General features: G+C 38.6%; 12 protein-coding genes. 7 read left to right on the top strand and 5 right to left on the bottom strand.

Annotation, left to right across the window (positions count from 1 at the left end; all coding sequences use genetic code 11):
* Nucleotides 1–93 precede the first annotated feature (93 nt).
* From AC1DDX_RS14720 to AC1DDX_RS14735, 4 genes are read left to right on the top strand one after another with little or no spacing between them, the layout of a single operon-like run.
* Complete coding sequence (locus AC1DDX_RS14720) at nt 94–3,393, top strand: ThuA domain-containing protein (RefSeq protein WP_477622205.1); 3,300 nt, start codon at nt 94–96, stop codon at nt 3,391–3,393.
* 7 nt (nt 3,394–3,400) lie between these two features.
* The gene (locus tag AC1DDX_RS14725) at nt 3,401–4,306 is read left to right on the top strand and encodes an alpha/beta hydrolase (RefSeq protein ID WP_172659253.1); all 906 of its coding nucleotides are present in this window, start codon (nt 3,401–3,403) and stop codon (nt 4,304–4,306) included.
* Between the two features lie 38 nt (nt 4,307–4,344).
* A complete protein-coding gene (locus AC1DDX_RS14730) occupies nt 4,345–4,905 on the top strand; it encodes a thiamine pyrophosphokinase (RefSeq protein ID WP_288881456.1) in 561 nt (186 codons plus the stop codon).
* Nucleotides 4,906–4,923: 18 nt separating this feature from the next.
* The gene (locus tag AC1DDX_RS14735; RefSeq protein WP_172659251.1) at nt 4,924–5,421 is read left to right on the top strand and encodes a GNAT family N-acetyltransferase; all 498 of its coding nucleotides are present in this window, start codon (nt 4,924–4,926) and stop codon (nt 5,419–5,421) included.
* Nucleotides 5,422–5,423: 2 nt separating this feature from the next.
* Here the strand turns inward: AC1DDX_RS14735 and AC1DDX_RS14740 are convergent, their stop codons facing one another.
* On the bottom strand, nt 5,424–6,737 hold the full coding sequence (locus tag AC1DDX_RS14740; RefSeq protein ID WP_172659250.1) for a M20/M25/M40 family metallo-hydrolase: 1,314 nt from the start codon (nt 6,735–6,737) through the stop codon (nt 5,424–5,426).
* Between the two features lie 5 nt (nt 6,738–6,742).
* The gene (locus AC1DDX_RS14745; protein WP_172659249.1) at nt 6,743–7,828 is read right to left on the bottom strand and encodes a DUF4407 domain-containing protein; all 1,086 of its coding nucleotides are present in this window, start codon (nt 7,826–7,828) and stop codon (nt 6,743–6,745) included.
* A gap of 148 nt (nt 7,829–7,976) precedes the next feature.
* On the opposite strand from AC1DDX_RS14745, the gene AC1DDX_RS14750 reads away from it, so the two are divergent.
* Nucleotides 7,977–8,294 carry a rhodanese-like domain-containing protein gene (locus AC1DDX_RS14750; protein WP_477622207.1) on the top strand — a complete coding sequence of 106 codons (318 nt, stop codon included), beginning with the start codon at nt 7,977–7,979 and terminating at the stop codon, nt 8,292–8,294.
* Between the two features lie 3 nt (nt 8,295–8,297).
* Complete coding sequence (locus tag AC1DDX_RS14755) at nt 8,298–8,483, top strand: DUF6358 family protein (protein ID WP_048907957.1); 186 nt, start codon at nt 8,298–8,300, stop codon at nt 8,481–8,483.
* On the opposite strand, the gene AC1DDX_RS14760 is transcribed toward AC1DDX_RS14755, so the two are convergent.
* On the bottom strand, nt 8,473–9,510 hold the full coding sequence (locus AC1DDX_RS14760; protein WP_337717118.1) for a dipeptide epimerase: 1,038 nt from the start codon (nt 9,508–9,510) through the stop codon (nt 8,473–8,475). The two genes, AC1DDX_RS14755 and AC1DDX_RS14760, sit on opposite strands and share 11 nt — an antisense overlap.
* Nucleotides 9,511–9,598: 88 nt before the next feature.
* Between AC1DDX_RS14760 and AC1DDX_RS14765 the strand changes: the two genes are divergently transcribed.
* Nucleotides 9,599–10,567: a hypothetical protein gene (locus AC1DDX_RS14765; protein WP_337717120.1), complete on the top strand. Its 969-nt coding sequence runs from the start codon at nt 9,599–9,601 to the stop codon at nt 10,565–10,567.
* Here the strand turns inward: AC1DDX_RS14765 and AC1DDX_RS14770 are convergent.
* Together AC1DDX_RS14770 and AC1DDX_RS14775 are read right to left on the bottom strand one after the other, a co-directional pair.
* Entirely contained in the window at nt 10,564–11,181 is a 618-nt protein-coding gene (locus AC1DDX_RS14770) for a rhomboid family intramembrane serine protease (RefSeq protein WP_172659246.1), read from the bottom strand. The genes AC1DDX_RS14765 and AC1DDX_RS14770 overlap by 4 nt on opposite strands.
* A 2-nt stretch (nt 11,182–11,183) precedes the next feature.
* Nucleotides 11,184–12,399: M14 family metallopeptidase (locus tag AC1DDX_RS14775; RefSeq protein WP_477622206.1), on the bottom strand; the 1,216-nt coding region annotated here is incomplete at its 5' end.

Below are 12,399 nucleotides of genomic sequence, written 5' to 3' on the forward strand. Positions count from 1 at the left end.
GCCCTAAAGGCCTGTCAATATTCAAGGGCAAATTGTTTTGTGATCTTACTTTACTTTTTTTTTGGCCGGGAGCCACATTAACCCAATATTTTTATGCTTAAAACTAAATACTTTAAAATTTACCTTGCTGTATTCTCAACAGTTTGCACTTCTGTTGTATTTTATGCCTGCAAAACGGTAGTGCCTAAAACGCCTGCTACTCCGGCGTCTAGTGTTGCTAAACCAGCAAAACCTGCCCGTATCCTGGTGTTTTCAAAAACCAAGGGCTTTTATCATGCTTCTATTCCGGCTGGTATTGCTGCTCTACAAAAGCTTGGTAAAGAGAATAATTTTATTGTAGATACAACTAAGAATTCAGCTTATTTTGTTCAGGATAGTTTAAAAAACTACAGTGCTGTAATCTTTTTAAGCACCACTATGAATGTATTAAATGCCGATGAGCAGGTAGCTTTTGAAAGGTATATTCAATCTGGTGGTGGTTACGCCGGAGTTCATGCTGCGGCAGATACAGAATACGATTGGCCTTGGTATAATAAGCTTGTTGGAGCTTATTTTAAAAGCCATCCGGGTAATCCTAATGTGCGTAAGGCAACTATTGATGTGATTGACACGACCCATATATCGACTAAGAGCCTGCCAAAAAGATGGGACCGCACAGACGAATGGTATAACTATAAAAGCATACAAGACGATATAAAGGTGCTGGCTAAATTAGATGAAGATAGCTACGAAGGCGGAGAAAACGGAGAGAACCATCCTATTGCCTGGTACCATGAATTCGATGGCGGCCGCGCTTTTTATACAGGCGGCGGACATACCGACGAAAGCTTTAGCGAACCATTATTTTTAACTCACCTCCTTGGGGGTATTAAGTATGCCATTGGTACCAACGTTGCATTGGATTATTCAAAAGCATACGCAGTTAAAAAGCCAGAGGATAATCGTTTTACTAAAACCGTTTTATCTAATGATTTAAATGAGCCTATGGAATTATCTGTAGCTCCGGATGGTAGGGTGTTTTTTATTGAGCGCGCCGGTAATTTTTACGTATACAATCCTGCCGATGGTAAAACTACATTGGTTTACAACTTTCCTGTGAAGGCTGTTGATAAATACCTAAATGGTTTGTTGGGGATGACTATTGATCCGGACTTTGCAACAAATAACTATTTGTATTTCTTTTATACTGCCTCTGCAGGTGATAAATACAAACAGCATATTTCTCGCTTTAAAATTAGTAAGGAAAATGAGCTTGATCTTAAATCTGAGCAGGTGATTATAGAGGTCCCAATTGATCTTGAAGTAAGTGCTCATACAGGTGGTTCTTTAGCCTGGGATAAGTACAAGAATCTATATATTTCAACCGGGGATAATACTGTGCCTTTTGAATCTGATGGTTTTGCTCCTATTGATAGAAGAGATAATCGTTTAACATTTGATGCAGAAAGATCGGCAGGAAATACAAACGACTTGCGCGGCAAGATCCTGCGGATTCATCCTGAGGCAGATGGAAGTTATACCATTCCTGAAGGGAATTTATTTGCTAAAGGAACACCAAAAACACGTCCGGAAATTTATGTAATGGGTTGTCGTAACCCTTATAGAATGTCTGTAGATCCTGAAACTTCTATCGTGTATTGGGGAGAAGTTGGACCGGATTCTGGTACTGATGGTTTACAGGGGCCACGTGGATACGATGAATTTAATCAGGCAAAAAAAGCTGGAAATAACAATTCCCCATATAGTACCGGCGCTCAAATATTGCCACCGGCTCAAAAAGCGATGGTGTGGTATCCTTATAACAGATCAGAAGAATTCCCTGCTTTGGGACAAGGCGGAAGATGTGCTATGGGCGGACCTGTATATCATTATAATGCAGCGCTTAAATCCGATACTAAGTTCCCTGAGTATTATGATAAAGCACTTTTTATGTACGATTGGATGAGAAACTGGGTGTTTGCAGTGCGTCTGGATGAGAATCAAAACTATGTACGCATGGAGCCTTTTATGGAAACTAATGGCGATTTTAGACGCCCTATTGATATAGAGGTTGGGCCAGAAGGATCATTTTATATGTTGGAATATGGATCTGTATACGGGATAGATAATGTTGATGCGCGTTTGGTTCGTATTGATTACAATGGTGGAAACCGTGCTCCGTTTGCTAAAATTGAAACCAAAGATACTATTGGAATTGCTCCATACAAAGTTGCTTTTACCTCGAAGAGCTATGATAATGACGATGATGATAAACTGTCGTACGAGTGGAGCTTTGAAGGAAACAAGATCGCATCAACAGAACAAAATGTTAACTATACATTTCAAAAAAACGGCATATACAACGCTATTTTAAAAGTAACTGATGCAGCGGGTAAAAGCGGGTTGGATACGGTTGTGATTAAGGTAGGTAATACGATGCCTCAGGTAGCCATAAATACAACAAGTAATAGTTCTTTCTTTTTCCCTAAGGCAACTAATTTTAATTATAAAGTTGATGTAAAGGATAATGAAGATAAGGTGATAGATGCAAAAAAGGTAAAGGTGAACCTTGATTTTATTGCAAAGGTAGAAAGCAATCAGGCGCTGGTAGGTCATCAGGAGATTACACCTACATATAATTTTGGTAAATCTTTAGTTGCTAAAAGCGACTGTAAAGCTTGCCATCAGATAAATGGTAAATCAGTGGGTCCTTCGTTTATGCAGGTTGCACAACGTTATACCGGTAACAAAGATGCAGTAAGTCGTTTGGCTAAGAAGATCATTGTTGGAGGTGGCGGTGTTTGGGGAGAACATGCAATGAGTGCACACCCTCAGATTTCTAATGATGATGCAACTGAGATTGTTAAATATATTTTAAGCTTAAATGCCAAAAAAACTAATGCTGCGTTGCCACAACAAGGAGCCGTTGCTTTAAAACAGCATTTAGCTAATAAGGATCAGGGTAGGTACATTTTCTCTGCGTCGTATACTGACAAGGGCGGGGCGATAACTCCTTTAACAAAAAAAGAGACGATTGTGTTGCGTCCGGCAAAAGTACAGGCAGAAGATGCAGATGTTTTTAATAACGTAGATAAAAATGACAGGTATGTTGGTAGCATCCATAACAAGTCTTATATCGTGTTTAAAAATATTGACCTTAGGAACATTAATAAACTTACCTATTATTATGCTTCGGCAAATCATAGTGGAACTATAGAGGTGCATATCGATTCTCCAAAAGGAGAAATAATTAGTACGGCTAATTTTACCTCAACAGGTAAGTGGGAAAAGTACACTGAATTAAGCACGTCTATAAAAAACCCGGGGGGTAAACATGATCTTTATTTTGTGTTTTTAAAGAATACCCCACCAAATAGAGATTTGATAAGTATAGATTGGATCAATTTCGAATAAATACCTCATGGCAAAGTATATTGTATTTTTATCGCTGATGTTTTTGGTTCCGTATTGTAATGCGCAACAGGTGATCCCATTATATTCAGGTAAAATACCAAATGCCAAGCCTATATCAAATCAAGAGCAGAGGATCGGTAATCCAGACGTAGATAGTCTTACTTCTAACGTGTCTGTTCCTACTCTTTCTGTTTATTTGCCCCCAAAGGGTTTGGCAAATGGAACTTCTGTTATCATTTGTCCTGGCGGAGGATATCATGTGCTACTTACAAAAAGAGAAGGCAGCGATGCAGCCAGAGCATTTGCGAAAATGGGGGTAACGGCTTTTGTATTAAAGTATAGGCTGCCGAACGATAAGATAATGTTGGACAAGTCTATCGGGCCTCTGCAGGATGCCCAACAGGCAATTAAGATAGTGAGACAGAGGGCTAAAGAATGGAACATTGACCCCAAAAAGATAGGTATTCTGGGGTTTTCTGCCGGAGGCCATCTTGCCGCAACTGCGGGAACACATTTTAATAAACCAGTTATTGAAAATCGAGAAGGAATTAGCGTTAGGCCAAATTTTATGCTGCTTATAAATCCGGTGATCTCTTTTACCGACAAGATTGGTCATATTGGATCCAGAGATAATCTTCTTGGCCCCTCTCCAACAGAAGAAAAGATAAAACTTTACTCCAATGAGTTGCAGGTAACAGAAGAAACGCCGCCAACGATTTTAATTCATTCGGATGCTGATCAGGTTGTACCTGTAGCCAATAGTGTTGAGTTTTACAGAGCGCTTAAAGAAAACAAGGTATCTGGAGAATTGCATATTTACGCAAAAGGAGAGCATGGGTTTTTAACTGCTCCTTCTTTTGATGAATGGTTTGGGCGATGCATTTTCTGGATGAAAAGCATGTCTTTGATCTGATACTAAAATAAAAAAGAATATTAGGATATATTTGCTGTATGTCATCACATCATATCATTCGGGAAAAACAAGAGCCGGCACTATATATCCACTATTTAGGGGACTTTAATGAAGAATATTTAGGTCAGCTGCTGGAATGGAGCCCAACTTTAATCGTTAGCGCTGCGGTTTATGAAAAGGCCATCAGTCTTGGATTAAAGGTGGATATTGTGGTCAATTCAAATGACCAGGATTTTCAGGAAAATACAAAAGTAATTCATGCTAAATCTGAGGAATTAGATGCTGTTTTAGATTATTTGATTGCTGAAAAATACCCTGCAGTAAATGTTATTGATTCAAAAAGCGACTTAAGGGAACTGGGAAGTTATATTGATGCGATAAACATTGTGGTATTTACTGAAACTGAAAAATCATACGCTATTAAATCGGGATTTAAAGTATGGAAACCCAAAGACAGCATTTTTAATATTGAAGTTGTCTCTTATTTTGAAACAAGTAATTTAAAGCAAACAGAAAATAATACTTTTGAGGTAATAAATGATGGATTTGTGGAGTTCATATTCAACGTACCATATCTGTTTATTAGTGAGGTATTGTAATTAGATAAAGAAGCTTTTATGATAATTTTAAGGAAAGCAAAAGAAGAGGATATTGCCACTATTCAGGATCTGGCAGATAGGACATGGCGAATTACGTATGCCGAATATCTTTCAACCGAACAGATTGATTATATGTTAGAGAAAATGTATAACCGGGGAGAATTGCTTTCGCAATTGGAGAAGGGGCATACATTTTTGATAGCTGAGGAAGATAATGAAGACCTGGGTTTTGCAGGGTTTTCGGTTATAGAGCCTGAAAGCCATGCTTATAAACTACATAAGTTATATGTTTTGCCCCAAACGCACGGAAGGGGTGTAGGTAAGCTATTGATAAACGAAGTTTTTAACCTGGTAAAAAGGGCGGGCGGTAAATCACTTCAGTTAAATGTTAATAAGAACAATAAGGCCAAAGACTTTTATGAAAGAGCAGGTTTTATAATAAAAGAAACCGTTGTCCTGGATATCGGAAACGGTTTCGTTATGGACGATTACGTCATGGAGAAACCCATCATATAGACCTAGTTATTTTCCAGTTTAGGAATTCTTGTTGGCGTATCAATACCTTTTATAATGCTTATTGCGCTTTTGGCAATACCTTTAATGGTCGACAATATATTGTCTGAATCAAGGGTACTGTATTCGTCTTTTACGGTGTGATAAAACTTATCGGTATCTATTTGATCTGTGCTTATCGTATGTGCCGGAACGCCAAGAGCAGCTAATGTAGCATTGTCGCTTCTATAGAATAGATTTTGTTGTGGGTAAGGATCAGGGTGAAAAGTAAATTCTGTTCCTTTCAAGTTTTTCTGTAAGATCTGGCCAAAATCTGATTTATCATAGCCTGTTATAAAGGCTGTGTTTTTACCAAATTTACTGTCTTTACCAATCATTTCTATATTAAACATGGCTACAACATCGTCCGGATTTAATTTTTCCGAGAAATGCCTGGCACCAAAACCTCCAATTTCTTCTGCTGTAAAGGCTACAAATATTAGGGTGCGCTCATTATTGTTTAACTTCTTGTAATACTTGGCTAAAGCAATCATTGCTGTTGTGCCTGATGCATCATCATCTGCACCGTTTGCAATGCTGTCTTGTCCATCAGCTTTAATTATACCAAGGTGATCATAATGTCCTGAAAAGATGACCAATTCTTTGGCTTTTGATTTTCCGGGAATCATCCCTGCAACATTGAATAAAGGCATTTTTGCAAAAGAGTTTTTCAAGTCTACTTTAAAATCGCTTGCTACAGTGTCCTTATCAAGGACAAAAACAAGAGCAGTTGACTTGGCATTTAAATCTTTTTCGTCCAATATGCTTCCTTTGTCAAAGTATCCTTTGATTCTGTTAAAGGCATCTGCAAATTTTGCATCAACCAATATCAACTGTTTCTTGCCGCTTCTGCTAATTGGTCTGAACTGATCCATAAAAGGCTTAGAGGGATCAAGTTTTATCCATCCATCGCTGTTGGTGTTGTCAAAAGTTAGGTTTTCTGAGGTATTCCCAAATACCAGGATGTTTGCCGGATCAATGTTTGCGCCATCAATTGTAACAGAGGTGGCCTCAGGTTTCAATTGATATTTGAAGAAGGATTGGCGATAACCATTTTCTCCTTCAAGCGGTTTTAGCCCAATACTTTTGAACTCAGATTCTATAAAAGTTGCAGCTTTGTCTATGCCTGGTGTAAATGTACCCCTGCCTTGCATGTCATCACTGCTAAGGGTTTTGATCAGTCTGTCGACATAATCTTTTGTAATTATTTTATTGATGTCCTGTGCATTTGCCTGTTGTGCAATTAGAAGCACAAAAAAGAAGTAAAGAGCTTTTCTCATATATGTTAGTTAGAATTCAATGCGTTTTTTCTTCTGTTTATCTCTGTTGAAACACGTGTGTCATGAACGCCATCGATAACAGTTATCTCATAGTCTTTGTCTTTATCAGATTCGTACATCTGGACAGTTTCTATATTTTCTACAGATCTGTCATATGGTCCTCTGCTGCTCATCAATTTAACAAAAACAGGTAAGCATTCAAAGAAAATAAATAACAAGCCAATAAACGTTATCGCGAGTGAAGTATTTACATCTTTTTTACCGTTGGGGCTGATACTTAACTGACCTAAGGCAGAGTTCCTGTCGGCAAAGCCTGCAATACTGGTTAAGCTATCCAGTTGTTTGCTGGTATATAGTTTCTCACTCATCAGGCCATCAAACTGCTTTCGGTTATCTACAAAATCTTCGAGTTTTCTAACTCCTGCCGATAGGGTGTCCAAGTCTTGTTCGCGCTGCTTCAATTCTGCTTCTTTTCTTTTGGCGTATGGGCCATAGCCCATAATTCCGGAAGTTTCGGTTGTTTTGTTTCCAAAAATTTCGAAGTTTAGCTTTTGTCTGTCTGTCTTTATCGCACTCTCCATAGAGTCGCGCTGAGCCTTGGTTTCTTTGAGTTTAGCGAGTTCAATTTTATACTTATTGCCAAAGGCAATGTTTAACGTATCGATTTTAGAACGCTGATTGTTTAGATAAGTGACCTTTAAACGTTCCTTGATCTCTTTGTCGAATATTTTTAATTCCAGTGGACGGGATATGACAATCCCGATCATGATGGCTAATAAAATACGTGGGGTGGCCTGTAATAGCTGTTTGCCAGTGGAAGCACTTTTATTAATGCTGGAGACTATATAGCGATCCATATTAAAAATAGCGAGCCCCCAGATTAAGCCAAAAAGAAAGGCAAAAGGGAGTGCTGTTGAATCTCCTTTAAAAACAAAATACATGGCATAACCACCAGAAAGTGCGGCAAACAATCCGGTAAAGAAAATGGTGGCTCCGATGCCCACATATTTATTGTGCTCCGTAGGATGCTTTTCCAGGGTAGCAATATGTACTCCTGAACAAAACCAAAAGAAACGAAATATTGAATTCATGATGTTAAAGCCAAAGTTAGCAAAGACTTACTATTAAACGCCCGACATACTTAGTTGTTACAGTTATTCACTTTTTTGTAATGTTTCCTGCCACAATTATGGATACTTGCGTAACTTTATCTAAGTTTGAAAAAATCGAAATAATATGATTAAGGAAATAACGGTTGAGGAGCTTAAAGCAAAGATTGATAATAACGAAGATTTTCAATTGATCGATGTTAGGGAGCCATTTGAGTATGAAACATCAAACCTTAACGGATTGAATATCCCTTTGGGAGGTATTTTAATTGAAGCAGATAAAGTTGCTACTGATAAACCAGTAATTATGYAATGCAGAAGTGGCAAAAGAAGTGCTGCGGCTGTAATGCAGTTAGAGCAACAACTTGGTCTAACCAATTTGTATAACCTTAAGGGAGGCATTCTGGCATGGCAAGAGGCGTTTGATCCTGATATGCCTGTTTACTAGGATATGGGTAAGAAAATCGCTTTAAACGTTTTTTATAACCTGGGAGTTATCCTGTCGGGTTATGGGATATTTTGGGCTTTTAAAAATGAGAAATATCTATTCGTAGCTCTTTTTGTAGTTACTGCTGGGTTTTTTCTATACCAAAAGCTTCAGCTCATAAAAGAGATGAGAAGTAACCTTAAGAAGTAATAAAAAGATCTTCAGGAATACCTTCCAGGCCGAGACCTGGGAGGTATTTTAATAAATATTTTCCAACCTCCATTTCCGGAGCTTTAAAAGGGTTGTTTTTGGTTAGCCAGGGGCCATCCAGATCCGCCCAGTCGCATAAAGGAGCAAGGGCAATTCCTGCCTGCGTGGCGCAGGATGTTTCGCTCATGCAGCCAATCAGAATTTTCATTCCAAAAGAACGCGCCTTCAGAATCATTTGATGAGCCTCATACATGCCGGCACTTTTCATCAGTTTTATGTTTATGCCATGATAAGCACCTTTTAGTGCATCCAGGTCGGGTAAGCGCTGTACGGCTTCGTCGGCTAGAATTGGGATAGGACTTCTACCCGTTAGCCAGGCATTCCCATCCATGTTGGTTTTATCCATTGGCTGTTCTATCAGCAAAGCCCCCTTGTCGTGCAGCCAATAAATCATATCTATCGCTTCGGCTTTGTCGTTCCAGCCCTGATTAGCATCGATATATAGAGGCAAGTCACTTACGCTTCTTATGGTATTGATAAGTTCTTTGTCGTTGTCTCTGCCTAGTTTTATTTTTAGCACTTTAAAATCTTTGGCATCTGCAACTTTTTCTCTTAAAACGTTTGGTGTATCTATGCCAATGGTATAAGAGGTTAGCGGCATTTTTAGCGGATCCGAACCGTAGACCTCATAACATGGTTTGTTTAAAATCTTACCATTTATGTCATTCAAGGCAATATCTATAGCTGCTTTTATCGCAGGGTGACCACTTTCAATGTCATCAAGATATTCCATTATTTCCCTGAAATCAAAAGGATAGGTGAACCTTTTCCAATCGACCTTGTTTAAAAAGGCAATTGCACTTTCTAAACTTTCGCCCATATAAGGAACCATTGATGCTTCGCCATATCCATCAATTCCTTCGTACGTAAGCTTTATCAGCATAACCGGAGTGCTTGTTCTTGAGAATTTAGCAATAGAAAATGGATGTTTTAATTCCAGTTGATATGGTTTGGCGTTTACCTGCATGAGCTAAAAAAGCTTTAAGTAATATCAAAGTTAAAAAAATAGGAGCTGCTGCTAATGTAAAAATAATATGCCTAATATTGCGCCTTGTATGAATAGCACAATATATCAACCGTTCAAAAACTTCGATTTTAAGTATAAAAACTGTTTTCTTAGTGGAGATACATTTTCTACGCCTATAACTGAGATTGGTATTTTGCCTGAGTGGCTTTTAAAAGTGGCCAACTTTAGCGGAGATGAGCAGATTAAGCTACTTGATGAGAGTGTTCGTTCATACAATAGTTTAAAAGTTCCGTGCAATACGGAAGTATTAACTCATTTTATTGAGCCCCTGGAAGAAAAGATCCATAATGCTTTTTTAAAGGGATACGAAGCCGTCTCTAAGCTTGAAGAGGTTGAACTGTTCAGGTGGATCGGTAAGTTCATGTATAGCCTTATTTATGTAGAAATGCATGCGGCCGTTCGCCAGCAACAATTAAGTGCGGATGGCGTAAATATGTCGCAGGGACTGATGCATAAATTTGGAAATCTGCATACCATGATTCAGGGAATTTATACTGATGTGGTGTTTGAAGATTTTACACCCTGGTCTATTGTTGTAGTTCCATTAGAACAGCATGATACCACCTTTAGTTTTAGGGATGAAATCAATACGATGACTTTTTCCTTGAAATTGAAGGACTTTGGTATTATTGCCTGCCTGCAGGATAATGGAACGAATAAAAAATACCATCAGGAATTGCTGGATCAGATTGGAAACGCAGCATTATCGCCGCAGCAATTTGAAGAGCTTTGTGCCAGGTTTTTTTATTCGGCTTATTTGTTTAACCGATTACCGGAATATGCAATATTGCCGGTTGAGGGGTCTATTTATATTGATGCGATGCCTCTAAGAGGAACGTTGAATAAAGCTCTTTTTGATCATTGGCAACATAAAACCTACGCACAGGTATTACAGGATTTCTGGAAGCCATGGGATCATACACTTTTCGAAATCATTAAAGACCCGACAAATCCCATCAGCTATTTTAATCCGCCTAGCTTACCGGCCACTACTTAACCTATTTTGGCAAGTATCTGACCTAAGAAGTGAGGGATTGCTCCCGGAACAATTAGCACAGTAACAATTAAACCTGCAAGTGCACCAAAAAAATGCGCATCATGGTTTATGTTGTCTCTGGATTGTCTGGACGCATAAACGCAGTATAAAAGGTACAAGGGGCCAAATATGATAGCCCATATTGGAATAGGCAGGGGAAATATGATCATAGAAGAAAACGGCTGAAATAGAATGTAGCTAAACAGTACAGCGCTTATTGCTCCTGATGCGCCCAAACTATTGTACCACATGTCGTTTTTATGCTTTATAACAGAGGGTATGTCACTTAAAATTAGACCCATAAAATAGACTACACCAAATTGCCATGAACCGATCATTGCCTCGAGTTGAAAAGCGAAGAAAAAGAAGGTCATCATATTAAAAATCAAGTGCATCCAATCGGCATGAATCAATCCGCTTGTTACAAGGGTGTAAACCTTATGCTTGCGCGACACACTATATGGGTGTAACATAAACTTACCGAATAACCCGGGGTCATTAAATGCGTATATACTTGTTATAATAGTAAAAACAAAAATTATTGAGGCTACTGGTGTATGCTGAAGGTATTCCATTTTTATTTAAGGATTAATTTAGTGTCGTTTACCAGACGGGCAATGGGGTATCGGGAGTGGGTTTTTTCGTAATAATCAGAATTTTTATAGACAAAGTCAAGCTGTGCCGCAGCATTTTTACTTAAACTGCTGTCTTTAGCCTTTTGAGCCTCAAGTTTTTTCTTTAGCTCAGGATTTTTCTTTAAAAGTTCTGCAGCAGTATCCTCAAAAACGTAAGCGCTAAAATGCTCTTTCATTCCTAGTATTGCATCAAAGAAATTCCAGTTGAAGAAGGAATCCATTGCTTGTGGTTCGAGTGTTTCAATGATATATCTGTTAACGGACTGGTTTGTATAAACCACATAGTCGCCATCGTAAAACTGCAAAGTCTGTTTTACAGGATTCACCTTTACGTTAGAATGCAGGTAGTGCCCTTCAAACGGACTGTTTACTGTTTTGTAGTCCGTGATGTAATACGATTCAATATCGATTTGAGTATCTTTCTGCAGCTGCTGTACTTTTACGTTGTTAAGCTTTAACAGGTCAATTATTTTATCCCAGGCCTTTGGGATAATGTATGCTACCGGTTTTGTAATGGTAACAGCTGGCTGATAAGTATTCCAGTACTTGATGGTTGTGGTATAAGGCTCATTTCTGTCGTAATACAGGCGATCTAGCCCGCTTACCTCGCTTGGTTTTTTCTTTGCCGTATACCCCATAAACTCCAGATCTTCTGCCAGATTTTCATTAAGCTTCCATTCTATAGGAAAGGTTGTTTGTTTTGCAATCTCTTCATCAGCTTTTCGCTTATTCTCTCCAATTACTTTTGCATCGCGAACTACTATGTCGATATAGATCTGCAAAAGGCGATATGTTGCATCAACCCTTTTATCATAATCTTTCAGCATATGGGTTTCAGGCATAAAGCCGATTGTATTGTGCAGTGTTGTGTATCCGGTAGAATACCTTGCCGATTCTAAAAAACCTGTGATTCCCGCATCTGGTGTCTCTTCAACAGAATTTACATATGGGATCATCTCATAACCAGCTTTTTTCATTCCTTCATATAGAGATGGTAACATGGTTTTAGTCATGTATCCAGATAAGATAGGATWTAACTTGTCTTTGTGCGATCGACTAAGTGTCATTACATATTGGTAGTCTGCACCATTACTCGTGAGCGTATCTACGAAATTTTCTGCTTGCCACATAATCAAGATTTCCTGCACGGAATGGGAG

Source organism: Pedobacter sp. 10L46_2 (assembly GCF_056395165.1).

Excerpts from the sequence above, each read along its gene's own strand:
- AC1DDX_RS14720 (WP_477622205.1), top strand. The coding sequence starts at position 94 with ATGCTTAAAACTAAATACTTTAAAATTTACCTTGCTGTATTCTCAACA.
- AC1DDX_RS14725 (WP_172659253.1), top strand. The coding sequence starts at position 3,401 with ATGGCAAAGTATATTGTATTTTTATCGCTGATGTTTTTGGTTCCGTAT.
- AC1DDX_RS14730 (WP_288881456.1), top strand. The coding sequence starts at position 4,345 with ATGTCATCACATCATATCATTCGGGAAAAACAAGAGCCGGCACTATAT.
- AC1DDX_RS14735 (WP_172659251.1), top strand. The coding sequence starts at position 4,924 with ATGATAATTTTAAGGAAAGCAAAAGAAGAGGATATTGCCACTATTCAG.
- AC1DDX_RS14740 (WP_172659250.1), bottom strand. The coding sequence starts at position 6,737 with ATGAGAAAAGCTCTTTACTTCTTTTTTGTGCTTCTAATTGCACAACAG.
- AC1DDX_RS14745 (WP_172659249.1), bottom strand. The coding sequence starts at position 7,828 with ATGAATTCAATATTTCGTTTCTTTTGGTTTTGTTCAGGAGTACATATT.
- AC1DDX_RS14755 (WP_048907957.1), top strand. The coding sequence starts at position 8,298 with ATGGGTAAGAAAATCGCTTTAAACGTTTTTTATAACCTGGGAGTTATC.
- AC1DDX_RS14760 (WP_337717118.1), bottom strand. The coding sequence starts at position 9,510 with ATGCAGGTAAACGCCAAACCATATCAACTGGAATTAAAACATCCATTT.
- AC1DDX_RS14765 (WP_337717120.1), top strand. The coding sequence starts at position 9,599 with ATGAATAGCACAATATATCAACCGTTCAAAAACTTCGATTTTAAGTAT.
- AC1DDX_RS14770 (WP_172659246.1), bottom strand. The coding sequence starts at position 11,181 with ATGGAATACCTTCAGCATACACCAGTAGCCTCAATAATTTTTGTTTTT.